The following is a 20354-nucleotide window of genomic DNA, read 5'->3' as shown; positions in this document are numbered from 1 at the left end:
AGATCCCCTATATTCTCAGCGTCGTCACCTTCCTGCCGCTGGTCGGCGCGGGCCTGATCCTGCTGGCGCGGCTGTTCAACAAGGCCGGCGCAGACGGCGCGGCGCGCTGGATCGCCCTGCTGACGACACTCGTGACCCTGGCCGTCTCAATCGTGCTCGTCGCGAATTTCGATCCGTCCAGCGCCGCCTATCAGTTTGTCGAGCGATACGTCTGGTTCGTGGGTGCCCAGTACCACATGGGCGTGGACGGGATTTCGATCCTTTTCGTGCTGCTGACGGCCTTCCTCATGCCGATCTGCATTCTGGCGAGCTGGACCACGATCAAGGACCGGGTCGTCGACTACATGATCGCCTTCCTGGTGCTGGAGACCCTGGTCATCGGGGTGTTCACCTCGCTGGACCTGTTCCTGTTCTACATGTTCTTCGAAGGCACCCTGGTGCCGATGTTCATCATCATCGGCGTGTGGGGCGGGGCGAACCGGATCTATGCTTCGTACAAATTCTTCCTCTACACCCTGCTGGGGTCCGTCCTGATGCTGCTGGCCATGCTGTGGATGGCGGCCGAGACCGGCACCACCAGCATCCCGGAGCTGAAGGCGTATGCCTTCAGTCCGACGGTGCAGCCGCTGCTGTGGCTGGCCTTCTTCGCCTCCTTCGCGGTCAAGATGCCGATGTGGCCGGTGCACACCTGGCTGCCCGACGCCCACGTTCAGGCTCCGACAGCCGGGTCGGTCATTCTGGCCGGCATCCTGCTGAAGCTGGGCGGCTACGGTTTCCTGCTGTTCAACCTGCCCATGTTCCCGCAGGCGTCGCAGACCTTCGCCCCGCTGGTGTTCGCCCTGTCGGCGATCGCCATCGTCTACACCTCGCTGGTCGCCTTCCGGCAGACGGACATGAAGAAGCTGATCGCCTATTCATCGGTCGCCCACATGGGCTTTGTGACCATGGGCATCTTCGCCGGCAATGATCAGGGCGTGCAGGGTGCCGTGTTCCAGATGCTGAGCCACGGCCTGATCTCGGGCGCGCTCTTCCTCTGCGTCGGCGTTGTCTATGACCGGATGCATACCCGCGAGATTGCCCTGTATGGCGGCCTCACCGCGCGCATGCCCTGGTTTGCAGCCATCTTCATGCTTTTCACCATGGCCAATGTCGGCCTGCCGGGGACCTCGGGATTTATCGGCGAGATCCTGACCATGGTCGGCATCTATGAGGTATCGACCTGGACGGCCCTGTTCGCCGCCTCGGGCGTGATCTTCTCGGCCGTCTATGCGCTGACGCTCTATCGCAACGTCATGTTCGGCGAGATCACCAACCCGGCGATGAAGGCGATCACCGATGTCGACAAGCGCGAACTGCTGATCTTCGCCCCGCTGATCATCGGCACCCTGTGGCTGGGCTTCCAGCCCGGACTGGTGCTGGATTATACCGCCGCCTCGGTCGAGGCCCTGACGACCACCTATCGCGCCGCGATCGGCGGGTGAGACGATGATGCCAGATCTTGATTTCGCCCTGCGCCTGTCCGCCCCCGAGAGCACGCTCGCGGTCGGCGGACTTGTGCTTCTGATGCTCGGTGCCTTCATGGGCGAGAAGAGCGCGCGTCTGATCTCCATCCTTTCGGTGGCCCTGCTGGTCGCCGCGACCGCCGTGACCGTTACCGGCCCGCTGGGTATGGCCTTCAACGGTGCCTATGTGGCCGACCCTCTGGCCGTCTACGGCAAGGCCCTGATCTTCCTGTCCAGCGCCGTGGCCGTTGTGCTTGGCGACGGCTGGATGCGCCGCGCGAAGATCGCCAAATTCGAATATCCCGTCCTGATCGTGCTGGCCTCGGCCGGCATGGGGATGATGGCGTCGTCGGGTGATCTGATCTCGCTCTATGTGGGCATCGAACTGCACTCGCTGGCCCTCTATGTTCTGGCGGCCTACCATCGCGACGACCTGAAGGCGTCCGAGGCGGGTCTGAAGTATTTCGTGCTGGGGGCGCTGTCGTCCGGTCTTCTGCTGTACGGCGCGAGCCTGATCTACGGCTTCACCGGATCGATGCGCTTCGATGAGATCGCCGCCTATGCCGCCGCCAACGAGTCCACAGGCCTCATCTTCGGCCTGGTGTTCCTGATCTGCGGCCTGGCCTTCAAGGTCTCCGCCGCGCCGTTCCACATGTGGACACCGGACGTCTATGAGGGGGCCCCGACCCCGGTCGTGGCCCTGTTCGCCACGGCACCCAAGGTGGCGGCCATGGTGTTGATCGCACGGACGCTGGAAGGGGCTTTCGGCGGTTCGCATGACCAGTGGGCCCAGGTGCTGATCCTGATCGCGCTGATTTCCTTCGCCGTCGGGGCGTTCGGCGGTCTGGTGCAGAAAGACCTGCAGCGGCTGCTGGCCTATTCGTCGATCGCCAACATCGGCTACGCCCTGCTGGGGATTGCGGCCGGGACCACTGCGGGCGTCCAGGCCATGCTGGTGTTCATGACCCTGTATGTCATCGACCAGTTCGGCTTCTTCGCCATCCTGCTGTCGTTGTCGCGCGGCGGAAAGCCGATCCGCAGGATCGCCGATCTGGCCGGACTTCGGAAGGACAAGCCGGTGACGGCCATTGCCCTGACGGTGCTGTCGCTGTCAGTGCTGGGGATGCCGCCGCTGGCCGGCTTCTGGGCCAAATTCTATGTCTTCGGCGCGGCGGCTGACGCCGGCTACTGGATGGTCGGTGCGGCCGGTCTGGTCGCCTCGGTCGTGGCCGGCTTCTATTATCTGCGCATCATCAAGCTGATGTGGTTCGATCCGACGCCCGAGGGCGTGGGGCCGACGGATGCGTCGCCGATCGAGGCGAGGACCATCGCCTGGGCGTCTGCCGCCTTCTCCTTCCCGCTGGTGATCGTCGCCATCGGCTGGATCGACCATTTCGCCGGCATCGCCGCGACCGGTTTCGGAGCCGGGTAGGGGCGGATGCCCGCCGCGCCGATCCTGCTGCTCGACCAGACCGACTCGACCAATGCGGAGGCCCGTCGACGCGCGGACGCGGGCGAGACCGGCCCGTTGTGGATCGTTGCGCGTCGCCAGACCGCGGGGCGGGGGCGTCGCGGGCGGCAATGGGAAAGCCAGGACGGCAACCTGTTTTCCACACTGATGCAGGTGACCCGAAAGTCGCCGGCGGAGGCGGCCCAGGTCACCTTCGTCGCAGCGCTGGCCATCGCGGATCTGCTGGACGCCTGGGCACCGGCATCGCTGGTGACGATCAAATGGCCCAATGATGTGATGCTGGCGGGTCAGAAGGCCTCGGGTGTGCTGGTCGAGTCCGGGGCGCATGAGGGCGGCGGCCTTTGGCTGGCGGTCGGGATCGGGATTAATCTGGTCAGCGCGCCTGAGGGGACCGAGCGGCCCGCGACGGCGCTGGCCCATCATCTGCGTGGCGACGTCGCCAGCCCGCCGACCATCGAGGCGGCTGCGGCGAAGCTGGCGGAAGCGTTCAATGTCTGGATGACCCGCTGGGAGACGCTTGGTTTCCAGCCTATCCTCGATGCCTGGAGCGCACGGACGGCCGGGCTGGACGGGCCTGCGGTGGCGCGGCTGGGTCGCGAAACGATTGAGGGCCGGGCGGAGGGCGTGGCCCCCGACGGCGCGCTGAAATTGAGGCTGGCGGACGGGAGCCTGCGGCTGATCTCCGCCGGCGACGTCTTCTTCGGGGAGGCCGCGTAATGCTTCTGGCAATCGAGCAGGGCAATACCAATACGCTGTTCGCAGTCCACGACGGCGGCGACTGGATCGCCCAGTGGCGCACCGCCACCGAGAGCAGTCGTACGGCTGACGAGTACGCTGTCTGGCTGAGCCAACTGCTGGCCATGCACGGTTTGGCGATCAGCCAGCTGGACGGATGCATCATCTCCAGCGTGGTGCCGCAATCGATCTTCAACCTGCGCAACCTGTCGCGCCGCTATCTGTCAGTCGAGCCCCTGGTCATCGGCGACAATGTCCGGCTGGGAATGACGTCCCGGATCACCAAGCCGAGCGAGGCGGGCGCGGACCGGCTGGTCAACGCCATCGGTGCGCATCTGATCTATCCCGGCGACCTGATTGTCATCGACAGCGGCACCGCCACCACCTTTGACGTCATCGCTGCCGATGGTGCCTTCGAGGGCGGCGCGATTGCGCCGGGCATCAATCTCAGCCTGCAGGCCTTGCATGAGGCGGCGGCCATGCTGCCGCGGATCGCGATCCAGCGGCCCGACCGGGTGATCGGCAAGGATACGGTCACCAACATGCAGTCCGGCGTCTTCTGGGGCTATGTCGCCCTGATCGAGGGCATGGTGGCGCGCATCAAGGCGGAGTGGGACAAGCCCATGACCGTGATCGGTACGGGCGGTGTGGCCAGCCTGTTCGAAGGCGCAACAGATTCAATCGACCGGTTCGATCCGGACCTGACTATCCGCGGCCTGCTGGAAATCTGGCGGCGGAACACCCTCTAAAGGACCTATGAAAAAGAAAACCAGTGACGAGCTCGTCTTCCTGCCGCTGGGCGGGTCGGGCGAGATCGGGATGAATCTGAATCTCTACGGATACGGTCCGGAGACGAACCGCGAGTGGATCGTGGTCGACGTCGGCGTGACCTTCGGCGATCTGTCGACGCCCGGCGTTGATGTGATCGTGCCCGACCCCGCCTTTCTCGAAGGCGAGACCATTCGGGGGATCGTGCTGACCCACGCCCATGAGGACCATATCGGTGCCCTCGGCTGGCTTTGGTCGCGCATGAAGGCCCCGCTTTATGCGACGCCCTTCACGGCCTTCCTGATCCGCGAAAAGCTGCGCGAGGCGGGGATCCTCGATCAGGTCAAGCTGATCGAGGTGCCGCTGGGCGGGACCATCGACCTGGGCCCGTTCCAGGTGACCATGGTCACCATGACCCATTCGATTGCCGAGCCGAACGGCCTGGCCATCAGGACACCGCTGGGCACGGTGCTGCACACAGGTGACTGGAAGATCGACGACGATCCCATCATCGGCCAGGTCACCGATTCCGCCGCCATCAGCCGCCTCGGTGACGAAGGCGTGCTCGCCATGGTGTGCGATTCCACCAATGTCTTCGTCGAGGGTTCGGCGGGGTCAGAAGGCGGCGTCCGCAACGCCCTCATTGAGCTCATCGGTGGGCTGAAGGGCCGGATCGCGGTCGGCTGTTTCGCTTCGAACGTCGCGCGCATGGACAGTGTGATCCGGGCCGCCGAGGCCGCGGGCCGGCGCGTGTCCCTGGCGGGGCGCTCCATGCACCGCATCACCTCTGCCGCCAAACACGTCGGCATGCTGAGCGACATCAAGCCGTTCCTGACCGATGAGGAGGCTCGTGTCTGGCCGGCCGACGGCATCCTGTATCTGTGTACCGGCAGCCAGGGTGAGGCCCGGGCGGCCCTGTCGCGGGTGGCCGAGGGCACCCACCCCTACATCAAGCTCAGCAAGGGCGATCATTGCATCTTCTCGTCGCGGGTCATCCCCGGCAATGAGCTGTCGATCGGCCGGCTGCAGGACAAGCTCGCGGATCGGGGCGTGCGGCTCTACACCGAGCGCGACCATCCCGGCATCCACGTCTCGGGCCATCCTTGCCGCGACGAACTCCGACAGATGTACGCCTGGGCCCGGCCGCAGATCGCGGTTCCGACCCACGGCATGCGTCGTCATCTTGCCGAGCACGCCAACCTGGCAAGGGATGTCGGCATCCCCGAGACGGTGACACCGCGCAACGGCGATATGGTGCGTCTGGCCCCCGGGCCCGCGGCAATCATCGATGAAGTGCCCAATGGCAGGCTCTATGTCGACGGCGGCCGCCTCGTCACCGAACAGGGCGAGGCCCTGCACGAGCGGCGGCATGCTTCGACCAACGGTGTGCTGATCGTCAGCTTCGCCATGGACAAGCGCGGCAAGATCGTCAGCGACATCGATGTGCGGGCGATCGGTCTTCCGGGTGATGCGGAATCGCCCCTGGGCGATGCCCTCGATGAGCTGGCAGAGCGCGCCGAGGCGGCGGTGATGAAACTCAAGGGCGCGGCCCTCGAGGACGAAATGGTCATCGAACAGGCTGTGTCGCGTGCGCTCAAGAAGGCCAGCCAGCAGATCTGGGATCGGCGACCGATCGTCGAGACCATCATTCTGAGGCTTTGAAGCCGGGGTGCGGCTTCGTCTATAAGAAGCCGAATCCCCTGCCCAAGGTCCCTCCATGCCCGACGCCCCGCCCGAATTTCTCTACAAGCGCGTCCTGCTGAAGGTCTCGGGAGAGGTCCTGATGGGGGACCAGGGCTATGGCATAGACCAGAAGACCGTAGCCACGGTGGCCAAGGCCGTAGCTGATGTCGCGCGCGAAGGGGTGGAGATCTGCCTCGTCATCGGCGGCGGCAACATCTTCCGGGGACTGAGCAAGGCCGCGGGCGACATGGAACGGGCCACTGCCGACTATATGGGCATGCTGGCCACGGTCATGAACGCCCTGGCCATGCAGGCCGCGCTCGAGAAAATCGGCGTTCAGACCCGGGTGCAAAGCGCGCTTGAGATGAACGCCGTAGCCGAGCCCTACATTCGCCGGCGGGCCCTGAGGCATCTCGAAAAGGGGCGGGTCGTGATCTTCGCCGCGGGCGTGGGCGCGCCATTCTTCACGACCGACTCAGGTGCTGCCCTGCGAGCTGCCGAGATGGGCTGCGATGCCCTGCTGAAGGGTACGAGTGTCGATGGCGTCTACACCGCCGATCCCAAGAAGGACGCCAGTGCCACACGCTACGAGACCCTGACCTATCACGATGTGCTGGCAAAGGACCTGAAGGTCATGGATGCCTCGGCCATCGCCCTGATGCGTGACTCGGGTATCCCGATCGTGGTCTTCTCAATCCGCGAGGACAATTCGCTGCGTCGGACCCTGACAGGGGAGGGGACCTTTACGGTCATCTCATCCAAGAAGGCCGCCTGAGCGGCCGAAGACAAGAAAACGCGAGAGAAACGACCATGGCCAAGCCTGATCTTAAGACCTACCGCGAGCGCATGGACAAGTCCGTGGCCGCCCTGAAGGAAGAGTTCAACGGTCTGCGGACAGGCCGCGCCAACGTGGGTCTGCTGGATCCGGTGCAGGTGCAGGCCTACGGCTCCAACGCCCCGCTGAACTCCGTGGCCGCCATCAGCGTACCCGAGCCGCGGATGATCTCGGTCAGTGTCTGGGACAAGTCGATGGTCGGGCCGGTTGAGAAGGCTATCCGCGCGGCCGGGCTCGGCCTGAACCCCATCGTTGACGGCCAGACCCTGCGGATTCCGGTGCCGCCCCTGACCGAGGAGCGCCGCAAGGACCTGGCCAAACTGGCCGGAAAATACACCGAGCAGCAGAAGATCGCCGTCCGCAACGTTCGCCGCGACGCCAATGAGGATCTCAAGAAGGCCGAAAAGGCCGGCGAGATCAGCCAGGACGAGCAGAAGAGGATGGAAACCGAGGTCCAGAAGGACACCGATGCTGCCATCAAGCGCATCGATGAGGCCTTGAGGGCCAAGGAAGTTGAGATCATGCAGGTTTGACGGCGCGAAATGCCGTAGGATTCGCCCTTCATGCCCGCCGAACCCCTTCATAACGCGCCGACGGACCGACCGCGCCCCGGGGACCCGGAGCACGTCGCCCTGATCATGGACGGCAACGGGCGTTGGGCCGAGGCCCGGGGCTTGCCGCGCGCCATGGGCCACCGGGAGGGCGTTCAGGCACTGAAGCGGACCGTGGAGGCTGCACCCCGGTTCGGCATCCGCTGCCTGACGGTATTCGGCTTTTCGACCGAGAACTGGAGCCGACCGGCGGACGAGGTGTCTGATCTGATGGGCCTCGTACGTTCCTATGTCACCAGCGATCTCAAGCGGCTGGAACGCGCAGGCGTGCGGGTTCGGGTTCTGGGTCGCCGCTCCGGTCTTCCGGCCGACATCGTCGCCATTATCGACCGGGCCGAGGCCAGCACGGCGCATAATGAAAAATTCTTACTCCAGGTCGCCTTCAACTACGGGGGGCGGGCCGACATCGTGGATGCCGCCCAGCGGCATACCGACGCTGTTCTGGCCGGAAAGGCGACCGGGCCGCTGGATGAGGAGACCCTTGGCCTTGGCCTGTCGACCGCCGGCGCACCGCCGGTTGATGTGATTGTGCGCACCTCGGGCGAGCAGCGGTTGTCGAACTTCCTGCTTTGGGAAGCGGCCTACGCCGAACTCGTCTATCAGAACGTCCTCTGGCCCGACTATGGAGCCGAGGGGCTGGCTGACGCGATCGACCAGTACCGTAATCGGGATCGCCGCTTCGGTGGCCGGGCCCTCCCAGCCGAGGCCGCTGTGCCCGCCCTTGCGGCCGGCTGATGGCGGTCTGGGCGCGCGACATTGGCCCGAGGGCCGCCTCGGCCGTCGTGCTGGCCCCGGCCGCCGTGCTGGCCATTTGGGCTGGGGGTCTCTGGTTCCTGGCGCTGATGCTGCTGGCCTGTACCCTGCTGGCCATCGAATGGGCCATGATGAGCGCGTCGCGGGCCTGGCGCGTGATGGCCGGAGCCGTGGCCTTCGGCGTTGTCGCGGGCGTGGTGGCAGCGCACGCTGGACAACTGTCGCTCGGGCTTGTGATGCTGGTGTTCGGGGCCGTTGCCGCTGGCCTGTTTGCGCGCAATCGCGGGCAGGAGGCGCTGGATGCCGCCTATGGCGTGCTCTACCTCGGCTGGCCTGCGGTGCTGCTGATCTGGCTCCGTGACCTTGATACGCCGAGTGGTCTGGCCTGGACGGTCTCCGCGTTCGTCATCGCCTGGGCGTCGGACATCATGGCCTATCTGGTTGGAAGCCTGGTCGGCGGCCCCAAATTGTGGCCGAGCTTTTCGCCCAACAAGACCTGGTCCGGTTTCATCGGAGGGCTTTTGGCAGGTACGATCGCCGGTGCCGCGCTGGGCGCCTTTTTCGACCTCGGCATCGGTGCCTATTGGGGTGCGGCGCTTGGACTTGCTGCGGCATTGGCCACGATGGCCGGCGACCTTTGGGAGTCTGCGCTGAAGCGGCGCTATGGCGTCAAGGATGCCGGCAAGCTCATTCCCGGCCATGGCGGCCTTCTGGACCGGGTCGACGGGTTGATGTTCGCCGTTGTGGTGGTGGCTTGCGGTCGGCTGATTGTCGGGATGACGGGCGGGGCCGCATGATCCGGCGGCGGGTAACAGTGCTCGGTTCGACAGGCTCAGTCGGCTGTTCGACGCTGGACCTGATGGATCAGGCCGAGCGCGCCGGGACCGGCGTGTTCGAGGTCGAGGCCCTGACCGGTGGTGGAAACATCGCGCGTCTGGCTGAACAGGCGCGGCGCTGGAAGCCGAAAGTGGCGGTCACGGCCGATCCCGCCAAGCTCGACGTGCTGCGCGAGGCGCTGGCCGGGACGGGGGTCGAGGCCGCTGCCGGCGACCAGGCGGTGATCGAGGCCGCAGCCCGGCCCGCGGACTGGATCATGGCCGCCATTGTCGGAGCCGCAGGGCTGCGCTCGGCCTGGGCCGCAGCGGCTACCGGCGCAACGCTCGCCCTAGCCAACAAGGAGAGCCTGGTCTGCTGCGGTCCGGCCCTGATCGAGCGTGTCAGGCGGTCCGGCGGACAGTTGCTGCCGGTCGATTCCGAACATTCCGCCATCCATCAGGTCTTCCCCCATCACGCGCCGGAGCAGGTCGCCAGACTGGTCCTGACGGCCTCAGGCGGGCCATTTCGCACCACGCCGCGCGAGGCACTCAAGTCGATCACGCCGGAACAGGCGGTCGCCCACCCGAACTGGAGCATGGGGGCCAAGATCTCCGTCGACAGTGCCACCATGGCCAACAAGGGTCTGGAAGCCATAGAAGCGGCCTATCTGTTCGACATGCCGGCCGAGCGGATCGGCGTGGTGGTGCATCCTGAATCCATCATCCACAGCCTGGTGGAGTATGTCGACGGCTCGACCCTGGCCCAGATGGGGCCGCCGGACATGAAGACGCCGATCGCCTACGCCCTGGCCTGGCCCGACCGGATCGTCTGGAATGCGCCGCGGCTGGACCTCGCCGCCCTTGGCCGACTGACGTTCGAGGCCCCCGACGACGAGCGCTTCCCGGCCCTGAAACTCGCGCGGCAGGCGTTAGAGGCGGGCGGCGTGGCTCCCATCGTGTTCAATGCGGCCAATGAGGTTGCGGCGCTGGCCTTTCTTGACCGTCGACTGGGCTTTCTCAATATTGCCGCAGTCGTCGCCGACACATTGTCGCGTGTGACGGCTTCGGGCGTGGACTCCGGTTCTGACGACGCCTGCGACGCGGCTCTGGCCGTCGATGCGCAGGCGCGGCGGATGGCGGAGTCCATCATCCGCGGCATCGCGGCGGCAGCCTGAATGGCGAAGGGACCGATAACGGCATGACGGGCTTTCTCGGTCAGGCGCTGCTCTACATCATACCCTTCCTGCTGGTGCTGACGTTTATCGTCACCATCCACGAACTCGGCCATTTTCTTGTAGCTCGCAGATTCGGTGTGAAGGTCGATCGGTTCTCCATCGGCTTTGGCAGGACCATCGTGGCCCGGACAGACAAACACGGGACCGAGTGGCGGCTGGCCTGGTTACCCCTGGGCGGCTACGTCAAATTCTCGGGCGATCTGGACGCATCGAGCGTGCCGGACGAGGCCGGGCTGGCTGAGCTCAGGCAACGGGTCATCGCCGAGAAGGGTCCGGGTGCCGAGCGCGACTATTTCCATTTCAAGCCGGTCTGGCAGCGCGCCCTGATCGTCGCTGCGGGGCCGGCGGCCAATTTTCTTCTGGCACTGGTGCTGTTCACGATCCTGTTCAGTGTGATCGGCGAACGGATCGCGGCACCGCGGGTTGCGGCAGTGGTTCCGGGCAGTCCGGCGGCTGAGGCCGGATTTCTGCCCAGCGACAGGATTGTCGCGATCAACAGCCGACTGATCCAGGATCAGTCCGAGGTCACCCAGACGGTGATAATGAGTGCCGGCGATCCGTTGCGCTTCACCGTGGACCGCGCCGGTCGGCAACTCGAACTGGTCGCTACCCCAAGGCGGGTGGTGCAGGATGACGAGCTTTCGGGGCGGATACGGGTCGCCCAGATCGGCCTCGCGCTTCGACCTCTTCAGGAGGACTTCCAGTTCCGTCGCCTGAATCCGCTCGAGGCGACCGGAAAGGGTGTGGAGATGATCGGAACGACGGTCGCGACGACCGGCACCTACATCGGCCGCATCTTCACGGGCAAGGAATCCGGCGATTTGCTGAGCGGCCCGATCGGAATTGCACGAGCGGCGGGTGGGGCGACCCGTCAGGCTGTGGCTGCCGATCCCGACCCCGGCTATATCGCCGCCAACCTCGCCCTGACGTTTCTTCAGTTCGCCGCCATAGTTTCGATCGGAATTGGCATTGTTAATCTGCTGCCGATTCCGGTTCTCGATGGGGGACATCTGCTGTTCTATGCCTATGAAGCTGTGGCCCGCAGGCCAGTACCCGCTCGCGTTCAGGAGGTCGGCTATCGTGTCGGTCTTGCTTTGCTGGCGGGATTGATGTTGTTCGCGACGTGGAACGACCTGCAGAAGCTGAGCCTGTTCAAATTCCTCGGCGGGTTCGCATGACGAGCCGACGCCAGCCCCCGATGGTTTCCAGTATGATCCGACAAGATGTGTCCGCCCTCCGTTTCGTCAGGGCCCTGAGTCCCAGCCTGATGGCCCTTGCGGCCGCCGCAGGGATGGCGGGTCCGGCCATGGCACAGGGTCAGAGCCCGGCCGCTCCGGTGATCCAGCCCGCCCCTGCGCAGGTCGGGCCTCCCGCTGCAGCCCAGGCGGCTCCGATTCAGGACCAGCGCGTCACGATCAGTCGCATCCTCGTGCGGGGTAGCCAGAGGATCGACCAGACGACGGTCCTGTCCTATCTGCCGATCCAGCCCGGCGACACGGTCGACGCCGCCGTGCTGGATGTCGCGGTCCGGACCCTGACCCGGACCCAGCTCTTCGCCGACGTCCAGCTGGGCGTGCAGCCGAACGGCGACCTGGTGGTCGAGATCGTCGAGAACCCGATCATCAACCAGGTGGTGTTTGAAGGGAATGGCGCGGTCAGCGAGGACAAGCTTCGCGAGGAAGTCACGCTGAGGCCGCGTGGCATCTATACCCGGGCCCGCATCCAGGAAGACGTCGGCAAGATCGTCGAGCTCTACCGACTGTCGGGGCGGATTTCGGCCACGGTCACGCCCAAGATCGTCCAGTTGGACCAGAACCGCGTGGATGTGGTGTTCGAGATCGATGAGGGTCCCGAGACGGGCGTTCGATCCATCACCTTCCTCGGCAACAGCGCCTATTCGGACAGCGAACTGCGCGAAGTCATGGTGACGCAGGAGTCGGCCTGGTACCGCCTGTTCACGACCAACGACAATTACGATCCGAACCGGCTGGACTACGACCGCGAGCAACTGCGGAAATTCTACACCAACCGCGGCTATTATGATTTCCGGGTCCTGTCCGCGATTTCGGAGCTGGCACCGGACGACAGCGCGTTCGGCATCACCCTGACGGTGGACGAAGGCGACCGCTATAATTTCGGCGAGGTCGACGTCGTCACCGAGAACGACCGTCTCAATCCCGACTTCCTGAAGCTGCTGCTGCCGATCAGCACCGGAGATCTGTACGAGAGCGACAAGATCGAGTCAGCGGTCGACGCCCTGACGTTCGCCGCCGGGTCGGCGGGCTATGCCTTTGTCGAGATCGAGCCGAACTATCGCGCCAACCCCGAGACCGATACGGTGGATGTCACCTTCAACATCCGGGAAGGTCAGCGGGTCTATGTCGACCGCATCAATGTGATCGGCAATACGCGGACGCTGGATAATGTCGTCCGCCGTGAAATGATGCTGACCGAGGGCGATGCCTTCAACCGCACCCTTCTGGAGCGGTCGCGCAACAATCTGCGGGCCCTGGGTTTCTTCAAGGAAGTCACCGTCGAAGAGGCCCGCGGCACGGCCGCCGACCGGTCTGTGGTCAATGTCACCGTCGAGGAGCAGCCCACCGGCGAGCTTTCCGTCGGTGCCGGGTTCAGCTCGGTCGACTCCTTCGTGGTCAATCTGGGCATCACCGAGCGCAATTTCCGCGGCAGGGGCCAGAACGTTGTGGCCCGGGTCGAGTGGGGGTCACTCCGCCAGCAGATCGATTTCCGCTTCACCGAGCCAAAATTCCTGGGTCGTGATCTGCGTGCCGGTTTTGACGCCTTCCACTCGCGTTACGACCTCAGTGAATTCTCTTCCTACGACTACCGTTCGACCGGTGGCGGCGTGCGACTGTCCTATCCGCTGAACGGCTATACCCTGCTCAGCACGCGCTACTTCCTGAAGAGCGATGAAATCATCGTACCGCAGGGCTACTGCAACGGCGGCAGTGGCGCCAACGCCCTGTGTGACCAGGTCGGCTCCTTCCTGAACTCCTCGGCCGGCTATACCCTGCTGGTCGATCGCCGGAACGACCCGGTGCGGCCGACGCGCGGCTGGACCGGTACCCTGCGCCAGGACTTCGCAGGCATCGGCGGTGATGTGAACTACATCAAGACCGAGGCGGACGTATCGGCCTTCTGGGGTATCACGCCGGACTGGGTTGTCACGGCTACGGCTTCGGTGGGCTATATCGGCGGCTGGGGTGGCGATCCGATCCGTATCAATGACCGCTTCTTCAAGGGCGGAAACAGCTTCCGCGGCTTCGAGACGGCGGGTATCGGCCCGCGCGACCTGACCCCGGGAACCAACAACGACGCGCTCGGCGGCAATTTCTACGCCGTCAGCACGGTGGAAATGACGGTCCCGAACGGCCTGCCAGAAGAGTATGGCATCCGGACTTCGTTGTTCGCCGATGTCGGCACCCTCGGAGTCCTCGATGACCGCTATACGACCACGCCCAGCGGCGTGCCGAACGTTTACATCGTCGACGAGCTCGCCTTGCGGGCCTCTGCCGGCGTGAGTATCCACTGGAAGTCGCCAATGGGTCCGATCCGCTTCGACCTGAGCCAGATCATCGGTCAGGAAGAATACGACAAAACAGAAACGTTCCGCTTCTCGACTTCCACCCAGTTCTAGCGCGGGCGATTTTTCCGCATCAAAGGTTCACGATGAAACTGTTCGCAATCGGCGCTTTCGCCCTCGCGTCACTGGCTGCCGGCGCTGCCGCAGCCCAAGCCCAGGCCCCGACCAATCCGGGCCCGGTCCTGCCGGGCGTCTGTGTGTTCCACAACGATCGTTTGCTGGCCCAGTCGATGGCCGGCCAGTCCGTCCAGGCCGGTATGCAGCGGCTGATCACCGAAGTGCAGGGCGAGCTCGCGCCCTATGGTGCCGCCCTTCAGACCGAGGCACAGGCCCTGCAACAGGGCGGCCAGGCGGCCGATCCGGACGGCACGCGCATGCGTGCCTGGCAGGCCCGTGCTCAGGAGGCCCAGCAGCTGGAACAGCGTCGTCAGGCCGAACTGCAGTACACGCAGCAGATGCAGATCCGGACCATCGCCCAGTCGGCTGACCCCATTCTGGTCGCCGTGTACCAGGAGCGTGGCTGCGGCCTGCTGCTGGATCGGTCGGCAGTCTATATCTCCAACCCGGCCATGGATGTGACCGACCTGGTGATCCAGCGCCTGAACACCAGCCTTCCGTCGATCTCCTTCAACCGTCTCGAAGTGCCGGCCCAGGTTCAACAGTAGGGCGCCCATGCCTGATCCGCGCTTTTTCGACAGCCTGCCCGCCCTGAGCGTGGCGGCGCTGGCCGGGCGGGTCGGCGGCGAGGTCCTGCGAGGCGGGGATCGTCAGATCTCCGCCGTGGCGCCGCTCGGGTCCGCCTCAGCGCGTGACGTCGCCTTTCTCGGAGATCGCAAATTCGTTGCGGCCCTGGCCCAGACCCGGGCCGGGTGTGTGATCCTTCCCGGGTCGGCGATCGAAAGCGCCCCGGCCGGTGCGGCCTTGATCGTTTCGGACCACCCCCAGGCCGCCTGGGCGCATGCCTCCCTGGCCTTCCACCGCCCGATTTTCCTGACCGCTGCGGATCGCGATGAGGCCGCCGAGGACGACACCGTGGTGTTCGAACCCGGCGTGGTGGTTGGCCCCGGTGCGCGTATCGGGCGAGGGACGCGTATCGGTGCCAACACCGTCATCGGTCCGGGTGTCCAGATCGGACGCGACTGCGTTATCGGCAACAATGTCAGTGTCAGCTTTGCTCTGATCGGGGACCGCGTGAGCCTGTTCGCCGGCGTGCGGATCGGCGAGGCGGGCTTCGGCGCGGCAAGGTCAAAAACCGGTCCTGTCGATGTGCCCCAGCTCGGCCGGGTGATCCTGCAGGACGGCGTCACGGTCGGGGCCAATTCCTGCATCGACCGCGGAGCCTATGACGACACCGTCATCGGCGAGAATACCAAGATCGATAATCTGGTCATGATCGCCCACAACTGCGTCATCGGCCGCAACTGTCTGCTGGCCGCCTTTACCGGAATCTCGGGGTCCTGCACCGTCGGTGACAATGTCATCTTCGGGGGGCAGGCCGGTGTCGGGGACCACATCAGGATCGGCGCAGGGGCCCGCGTGGCCGGCGGGGCCGGCGTGCTGGCGGATATCCCGGCGGGTGAGACCTGGTCGGGTTATCCGGCCAAGCCTATCCGCCAGTCCTTGCGCGAAGCCGTCTGGCTCGCCAAACAGACGTCACCGAAGGGGCGCGCCTGACGCGCATGGTGAGGAGGCCGCAGGATGAGCGACGACGGCAAGATCGACTATGCCGAGGTGATGCGCAGGCTGCCGCACCGCTATCCCTTTCTGCTGGTCGACAAGGCGGAGGATTTTGTCGCCAATACCTCGATTACGGGCATCAAGAACGTCACCCACAACGAGCCCTTTTTCCCCGGCCATTTCCCGATCGATCCCGTCATGCCCGGCGTGATGATTGTCGAGGCCATGGCCCAGACCGGCGCGTTGCTGATGTCCAAATCGATGGACGTCCAGGTCGAGGGCAAGGTGATCATGTTCATGTCGATCGACGGTGTGCGCTTCCGCAAGCCCGCCCGGCCCGGTGATCAGCTGCGGATGCAGGTGGTCGTGACCAAGGTCCGGGGCGACATCTTCAAATTCCGGGGCGAGACATTCATCGACGGCAAGTTGGCGTCAGAGGCCGAGTTCGCGGCCATGATGGTCACGGTCGACCCGTCGGCCGCATCATGAGCCGCATTCACCCCACAGCCATGGTCGATAGCGGTGTGGTTCTGGCCGACGGGGTCGAGATCGGACCCTGGAGCGTGGTCGGACCCGGTGTGGAGCTCGGCGAGGACGTACGTCTGCTCAGCCATGTCGTGATCCAGCAAGATACGGTGGTGGGTGCCCGGACGACAATCCATCCGTTTTGCGTCATCGGCGGTGATCCGCAGCACGGCGGCTACAAGGGTGAGCCGGTAAGGCTCGAGATCGGCGAGGACTGCCTCGTCCGCGAGCACAGCACCTTCAATCGGGGAACCCCGGTCGGCGGCGGGCTGACCCGGATCGGCAAGGGCTGCATGTTTATGACCGGAGCCCATGTCGGTCATGACGCGATCGTGGGCGACCATGTCACCTTCGCCAATCAGGCGACCCTCGGCGGACATTCAGAGGTCGGCGACCGGGTCTTTCTGGGAGGACTTTCGGCGGTCCATCAGTTCGGGCGGGTGGGGCAGGGTGCCATCATCGGCGGGCTGGCGGCGGTCACCCGTGACGTCATTCCCTATGGTTCGGCATGGGGAAATCACGCCCAGCTGCACGGGCTGAATCTGATCGGGTTGAAGCGCAAGGGTTATGACAAGGGCGCGATCCGGAGACTGCTGGCGGGCTACCGCGAGCTGTTCGAGGGTGCTGGAACCTTTGCCGAGCGGCTTGATGCCGTCGAAGCCGGTTATGTCGACCTGCCCGAGATCATGGAAATCACAACCTTCATCCGCGAAGCTGGAAAGCGCCCGCTTTGCCTGCCGGGCGTCTAGGAAAGTTGGCCGAATGAACAAGCTGGGCCTGATCGCCGGCGGCGGGGCCTTGCCGGTCTCGGTGGCTGCGCGTTGCGAGGCCGAGGGCCGTCCGGTTTTCGTGGTCCGGCTGGCGGGGTTCGCCGATGTTCATCTGGCTCGGCACCCCGGTCTTGAAGCGGGCATGGCCGAGTTTGGCCGGATTCTGTCGGCGCTGAAAAAGGCGGGCTGCACGGCTGTCTGTTTCGCAGGCACGGTCAGCCGTCCGGATTTCAGGACCCTGAAGCCCGATCTGAAGGGGGCCGCCCTGATGCCGGGCATCATCGCCGCCGCGACCCGGGGAGATGACGCGCTGTTGCGCAAGATCCTTTCGGTGTTCGAGGGCGAGGGCTACGCCATCGAGGGCGCTGACGACATTCTGGGCGGCGAGACCCTGCCGGCCGGTGCGCTCGGCGCGGTTCGGCCGACTGACGAGCAGCTTTCTGATCTCAGAAAGGCGCTCCATGTTGCCGAGAAGGCGGGCGAACTGGATATCGGCCAGGGGGCGGTGGTCTGCCAAGGGCTGGTGCTGGCGGTAGAGGCCCAGGAGGGCACGGACGCCATGCTGGCCCGCGTCGCGGGTCTGCCCTCCGACCTGCGCGGCTCGGCGCGAGAGCGCAAGGGCGCGCTCGGCAAGGCGCCGAAGCCGATCCAGGACATGCGGGTAGACATGCCGGTGATCGGAGCCCGAACGGTCGAGATGGCCGCCGCAGCCGGTTTGGCGGGGGTCGGAGGTGTCGCGGGCAGGTTGATCCTGATCGACCGGGCCGGACTGATCGAGGCCGCTGACCGGCTGGGGCTGTTCGTCTGGGGTGAGCAGCGATGAGCCAGCTGCTGAAGGTCATGCTGGTCGCCGCCGAGGCCTCCGGCGATGCGCTCGGAGCCGGGCTGGCGCGCGCGCTGAAGGCAAGACTGGGCCCCGAGGTTACCTTCGTCGGCATCGGGGGGCCGCGGATGACGGAACAGGGGGTCCAAAGCCCCTTCGATATTGCAGACCTGTCGGTGCTGGGCTGGATCGAGGGGCTGAAGGCCTACGGCATCGTCAAGCGCCGTGTCGCCGATACGGTGGCGCTCGCCCGGGCCGAGAAGCCCGATGCTGTGGTGCTGATCGACAGCTGGGGTTTCACCATCCGGGTTGCCAAAGCCCTGCGGGAGGCCCTGCCGGGAACACCGCTGATCAAATACGTGGGGCCACAGGTCTGGGCGTCGCGACCCGGGCGGGCGAAGACGCTTGCGGCGGCGGTGGATCACCTGCTGGCCCTCTATGCTTTCGACGCGCCGTGGTTCGAGCGCGAGGGTCTTGCGACCACTGTGGTCGGGTCCCAGGCCCTGCATGTGGATATGAGTGGTGCCGACCCGGTGGCTTTCCGTGCCTCGCGCGGCATCGCTGCCGCTGCGCCCCTGCTGGTCGTGCTGCCGGGCAGTCGGCCGTCGGAGATCAAGTTGATGACGCCGGTCTATGAGGCGGCGGTCGCCCGGCTGAAGGCCGCCGATCCGGCGCTGGAGATCGCTGTGGTCGCCGCCGGGACGGTGGCCGCCGATGTCACCGGTCGTGTCGCCACCTGGCCGTTCCGCGCCCATGTGGTCGGGGAAGATCAGAAATACGCCGCCATGCGGGCGGCTACCGTGGCCCTCGCGACCAGTGGCACCGTCTCCACCGAGCTGGCGCTTGCCGGCACGCCTGTGGTCGTTGCCTACCGCTTCCAGCCGCTCAGCTATGCGATCATGAAGCCGTTCTTCACCGGGAGATATGCGACCCTGTTCAATCATGCCGCTGACGAGGAAATCGCTCGTGAGCTGATCCAGAACGATGCCACGCCCGAGAAGGTGGCTGCCGAGGTCGGCCGGCTGCTGGGAGACCCGGCTGCCCGGGCGCATCAGGCGGCGCGCCAGACGGCGGCATTGGACCGGATGGGGCGCGAGGGACGGGATCCGTCGGAGATCGCGGCGGATGCGTTGCTAAGGGTCATCCAGACAAAAAACGCCGGGGCCTGAGCCCCGGCGTTTTTGCTGTCTGGAAAGCGGATCAGCCGCGCAGCTGTATCGGCACGTAGTTGCGCTCGGTCGGGCCCGTATAGAGTTGGCGCGGGCGGCCGATCTTCTGGCCGGGGTCTTCCATCATTTCCTGCCACTGGGAGATCCAGCCAACGGTGCGGGCAAGCGAGAACAGCACCGTGAACATCGAGGTCGGGAAACCCATCGCCGACAGGGTGATGCCCGAATAGAAGTCGACGTTGGGGAACAGTTTGCGCTCGATGAAATACTCGTCGTTCAGCGCGATACGCTCCAGTTCCTTGGCGACCTGGAACAGGGGGTCATTGGGATCACCGACCGCGGCCAGCACCTCGTCGGCGCTTTCCTTCATCACCTTGGCGCGCGGGTCGTAGTTTTTGTAAACCCGGTGGCCGAAGCCCATCAGCTTGTACCTCTTGGCCTTCACGCCATCGATGAACTCCGGAATCCTGTCCGGAGTGCCGATCTCCTTGAGCATGTTCAGCGCCTCCTCATTGGCCCCACCGTGCGAGGGTCCCCAGAGGCAGGCGATGCCGGCCGCGATACAGGCGAACGGATTGGCACCCGACGAACCGGCCAGGCGGACGGTCGAGGTCGAGGCGTTTTGCTCATGGTCGGCATGGAGGATGAATATCCGGTCCATGGCCTTGGCCAGCACCGGATTGACCACATAGTCCTCGGCCGGAACCGCGAAACACATACGCAGGAAATTCTCGGCGTAGCTCAGGTCGTTGCGCGGCGACACGAAGGGCTGGCCTACGTGGTATTTGTAGGCACGGGCGGCGAGGGTCGGCATCTTGGCGATAAGACGGATGGCCGAGATGTTGCGCTGGACCGGATCGTGGATGTCGAGGCTGTCGTGATAGAAGGCCGACAGGGCACCGACGGTGCCGACCATGATCGACATCGGGTGTGCGTCGCGGCGGAAGCCCTCGAAGAAGCGGTCGAATTGCGAATGCAGCATCGTGTGCATGGTGATGCTGCGTTCGAACGGCTCGTACTCTGCGGCGGTCGGCAGTTCGCCGTGCAGCAGCAGATGGCAGACCTCGATGAAGTTCGACTGCGAGGCCAGCTGGTCGATCGGATAGCCGCGGTGCAGCAGCGTGCCGACATCGCCGTCGATGAAGGTCAGAGCACTTTCGCAGGCCGCCGTGGAGGTGAAACCGGGGTCGTAGGTGAAGGCGTCCGTCGCCCCGTAAAGCTTGCGGATATCGATGACATCGGGGCCGGTTGAGCCCGAAAGGACCGGCAGTTCGACGGTCTTGTCGCCTAAGGTCAGCGTGGCCGTACGGGCGGCCTTGGCTTGGTCTGTCATGTCAGCCCCATGGTGAAGGTGCAGGGCCCGGCGGGGAGGCGTCGGGTC

General features: G+C 65.2%; 19 protein-coding genes. 18 read left to right on the top strand and 1 reads right to left on the bottom strand.

The features are described from left to right. The first annotated feature begins 2 nt into the window (after positions 1-2). The 18 genes from Q0053_RS09780 to lpxB are packed head-to-tail and all read left to right on the top strand — an operon-like array spanning position 3 to position 18973. Entirely contained in the window at positions 3-1481 is a 1479-nt protein-coding gene (locus Q0053_RS09780; protein ID WP_298099450.1) for an NADH-quinone oxidoreductase subunit M, read from the top strand. 7 nt (positions 1482-1488) lie between these two features. Continuing rightward, on the top strand, positions 1489-2934 hold the full coding sequence (nuoN, locus tag Q0053_RS09775) for an NADH-quinone oxidoreductase subunit NuoN (RefSeq protein WP_298099424.1): 1446 nt from the start codon (positions 1489-1491) through the stop codon (positions 2932-2934). 6 nt (positions 2935-2940) lie between these two features. After that, positions 2941-3690, top strand: coding sequence for a biotin--[acetyl-CoA-carboxylase] ligase (locus Q0053_RS09770; protein ID WP_298099421.1), 750 nt, complete (start codon positions 2941-2943; stop codon positions 3688-3690). Then, positions 3690-4457: a type III pantothenate kinase gene (locus Q0053_RS09765; protein WP_298099418.1), complete on the top strand. Its 768-nt coding sequence runs from the start codon at positions 3690-3692 to the stop codon at positions 4455-4457. The genes Q0053_RS09770 and Q0053_RS09765 overlap by 1 nt, the downstream gene beginning before the upstream one ends. Positions 4458-4464: 7 nt before the next feature. Further along, positions 4465-6138 carry a ribonuclease J gene (locus tag Q0053_RS09760; protein WP_298099416.1) on the top strand — a complete coding sequence of 558 codons (1674 nt, stop codon included), beginning with the start codon at positions 4465-4467 and terminating at the stop codon, positions 6136-6138. 55 nt (positions 6139-6193) lie between these two features. Next, positions 6194-6934 carry a UMP kinase gene (pyrH, locus tag Q0053_RS09755; protein ID WP_298099413.1) on the top strand — a complete coding sequence of 247 codons (741 nt, stop codon included), beginning with the start codon at positions 6194-6196 and terminating at the stop codon, positions 6932-6934. 35 nt (positions 6935-6969) lie between these two features. Continuing rightward, complete coding sequence (frr, locus tag Q0053_RS09750; protein ID WP_298099410.1) at positions 6970-7527, top strand: ribosome recycling factor; 558 nt, start codon at positions 6970-6972, stop codon at positions 7525-7527. Between the two features lie 30 nt (positions 7528-7557). After that, positions 7558-8340 carry a polyprenyl diphosphate synthase gene (gene uppS, locus Q0053_RS09745; protein ID WP_298099407.1) on the top strand — a complete coding sequence of 261 codons (783 nt, stop codon included), beginning with the start codon at positions 7558-7560 and terminating at the stop codon, positions 8338-8340. Next, entirely contained in the window at positions 8340-9155 is an 816-nt protein-coding gene (locus Q0053_RS09740) for a phosphatidate cytidylyltransferase (protein WP_298099404.1), read from the top strand. The genes uppS and Q0053_RS09740 overlap by 1 nt, the downstream gene beginning before the upstream one ends. Continuing rightward, positions 9152-10348, top strand: coding sequence for a 1-deoxy-D-xylulose-5-phosphate reductoisomerase (dxr, locus tag Q0053_RS09735; RefSeq protein ID WP_298099401.1), 1197 nt, complete (start codon positions 9152-9154; stop codon positions 10346-10348). The genes Q0053_RS09740 and dxr overlap by 4 nt, the downstream gene beginning before the upstream one ends. 23 nt (positions 10349-10371) lie before the next feature. Beyond that, positions 10372-11586 (top strand): RIP metalloprotease, encoded by a 1215-nt coding sequence (locus tag Q0053_RS09730; RefSeq protein WP_298099398.1) that lies wholly within the window; start codon positions 10372-10374, stop codon positions 11584-11586. Between the two features lie 32 nt (positions 11587-11618). Next, positions 11619-14063, top strand: a complete 2445-nt coding sequence (gene bamA / locus Q0053_RS09725; protein WP_298099395.1) for an outer membrane protein assembly factor BamA — start codon at positions 11619-11621, stop codon at positions 14061-14063. Positions 14064-14095: 32 nt separating this feature from the next. Further along, positions 14096-14674: an OmpH family outer membrane protein gene (locus Q0053_RS09720; protein WP_298099392.1), complete on the top strand. Its 579-nt coding sequence runs from the start codon at positions 14096-14098 to the stop codon at positions 14672-14674. 7 nt (positions 14675-14681) lie between these two features. Next, positions 14682-15683 (top strand): UDP-3-O-(3-hydroxymyristoyl)glucosamine N-acyltransferase, encoded by a 1002-nt coding sequence (gene lpxD / locus Q0053_RS09715; RefSeq protein ID WP_298099389.1) that lies wholly within the window; start codon positions 14682-14684, stop codon positions 15681-15683. Between the two features lie 24 nt (positions 15684-15707). After that, positions 15708-16175, top strand: a complete 468-nt coding sequence (fabZ, locus tag Q0053_RS09710) for a 3-hydroxyacyl-ACP dehydratase FabZ (protein WP_298099387.1) — start codon at positions 15708-15710, stop codon at positions 16173-16175. Beyond that, positions 16172-16960 (top strand): acyl-ACP--UDP-N-acetylglucosamine O-acyltransferase, encoded by a 789-nt coding sequence (lpxA, locus tag Q0053_RS09705; RefSeq protein WP_298099384.1) that lies wholly within the window; start codon positions 16172-16174, stop codon positions 16958-16960. The genes fabZ and lpxA overlap by 4 nt, the downstream gene beginning before the upstream one ends. A gap of 13 nt (positions 16961-16973) precedes the next feature. Beyond that, a complete protein-coding gene (locus Q0053_RS09700; RefSeq protein WP_298099381.1) occupies positions 16974-17804 on the top strand; it encodes an LpxI family protein in 831 nt (276 codons plus the stop codon). After that, on the top strand, positions 17801-18973 hold the full coding sequence (gene lpxB / locus Q0053_RS09695) for a lipid-A-disaccharide synthase (RefSeq protein ID WP_298099379.1): 1173 nt from the start codon (positions 17801-17803) through the stop codon (positions 18971-18973). The genes Q0053_RS09700 and lpxB overlap by 4 nt, the downstream gene beginning before the upstream one ends. Positions 18974-19004: 31 nt before the next feature. Here the strand turns inward: lpxB and gltA are convergent, their stop codons facing one another. Beyond that, a complete protein-coding gene (gene gltA / locus Q0053_RS09690) occupies positions 19005-20306 on the bottom strand; it encodes a citrate synthase (protein WP_298099376.1) in 1302 nt (433 codons plus the stop codon). Between the last annotated feature and the right edge of the window lie 48 nt (positions 20307-20354).

The sequence above is a fragment of the Brevundimonas sp. genome, from assembly GCF_027487935.1.
GTDB lineage: Bacteria > Pseudomonadota > Alphaproteobacteria > Caulobacterales > Caulobacteraceae > Brevundimonas.
Note: the sequence above shows the minus strand (reverse complement) of the source record. Positions and strands in the feature narration are given on the sequence as shown.